Source organism: Legionella waltersii, from assembly GCF_001468085.1.
In the GTDB taxonomy this organism is placed as follows: Bacteria; Pseudomonadota; Gammaproteobacteria; order Legionellales; family Legionellaceae; genus Legionella; species Legionella waltersii.
Genome location: NZ_LNZB01000060.1, coordinates 372,044 through 373,626, shown reverse-complemented (window position 1 = coordinate 373,626; position 1,583 = coordinate 372,044). Strand labels below are relative to the sequence as shown.

The following is a 1,583-nucleotide window of genomic DNA, read 5'->3' as shown; positions in this document are numbered from 1 at the left end:
CACTTTTTTCCGCTGACTATCTAAGCAAAGACGTACTCAAATTAATATTTGAGTTCGCTACACCCAATGACCTTGAGCGCCTCATTCAGGTGAACAGAGAGTTTCGTGAGGCAATCAAGGAGCTGGTGGCAGAAAGAAAAATTTCTCGCCGTGGAATCGTGGCATCTGCAGGCCATAATAACACCTTTATTTTGACGCAATACCGAGGCAAGCCCAAGCTCTATTGCTGTGGATGGAACTATGATGGCCAGCTGGGACTGGGGCATAAAAATAACCAGAGCAGCCTGCAGCACCTCGAGATTCCCAAAGAAATAAGCTCACTGGAGGGTGTCGTCACAGGTTACTACCACACCATTGTCTTTGGCTGCGACAGCAAGGGCAGACCCCTGATTTTTGCCTGTGGAAATAACAGCCGCGACCAACTGGGGCTTGGACATGAAAATAACAAGAGCAGCCTGCAGCGCCTTGAGCTTCCTCAAGCACTCAACTCACTGGAGGGTGTCGTCGCAGGCGCGGGCCACACCCTTGTCTTTGGCCGTGACAGCTTCGGCAAGCCACTGCTATTTGCCTGCGGATATAACGAGTATGGCCAACTGGGGCTTGGGCATCAAAACAACCAGAGCAGCCTGCAGCGCCTTGAGCTTCCTGAAGACCTCAATTCCCTGGAGGGTGTCGTCGCAGGTGCGGGCCACACCCTTGTCTTTGGCCGCGACAGCAAGGGCAAGCCAGCGCTCTTTGCCTGTGGATATAACGAGTATGGCCAACTGGGGCTTGGGGATCAAGCTGACCAGAGCAGCCTGCAGCGCCTTGAGATTCCCAAAGAACTCAACTCACTGGAGGGTGTCGTCGCAGGTTTCAATCACACCTTTGTCTTTGGACGCGACAGCAATAAAAAGCCACTGCTCTTTGCCTGTGGATGGAACGAGTATGGCCAACTAGGGCTTGGGCATGAAAATAACAAGAGCAGCCTGCAGCGCCTCGAGCTTCCTGAAGCACTCAACTCACTGGAGGGTGTCGTCGCAGGTGCTTGCCACACTATTGTCTTTGGCCGTGATAGCAATAAAAAGCCACTGCTCTTTGCCTGTGGATGGAACGAGTATGGCCAACTGGGGCTTGGGGATAATTACAACCAGAATAGCCTCCAGCCAGTAAGGCTTCCTGAAGACCTCAATTCCCTGGATGGTGTCGTCGCAGGTGCTCTCCATACCCTTGTCTTTGGCTGCGACAGCTTCGGCAAGCCAGCGCTCTTTGCCTGTGGATACAACGAGTATGGCCAACTGGGACTGGGGGATCAAAATAACCAGAGCAGCCTGACCGTTATCCAAAAACCCGTTAACTGCAACAGCGAAAAATATCGCCTGAAAATGGCAATAGAGAGCCATGCGCAAACGCTGAGCAATGAATTCAGCTGGTTTGGATTGAAAAAATGCCCTCAAGAAAAAATTAAGATGCTCAAACAACTCTGTGAAATCCTTGAACAAATGGATAATCCAAACTCAAAAAAAGAGGTCTGGGAGACAATGGGTGCCTTTTTAGAAGAACATAAACAAACCATCAGAGAGCACCGCAATCCCTTCAGAAAT

Annotated in this window: 1 protein-coding gene; it reads left to right on the top strand. The window is 50.8% G+C overall.

Annotated features, from left to right (window positions below):
• A partial coding sequence (locus tag Lwal_RS14845; RefSeq protein ID WP_193787236.1) for an RCC1 domain-containing protein occupies positions 1-1,583 on the top strand: 1,583 nt, incomplete at both ends.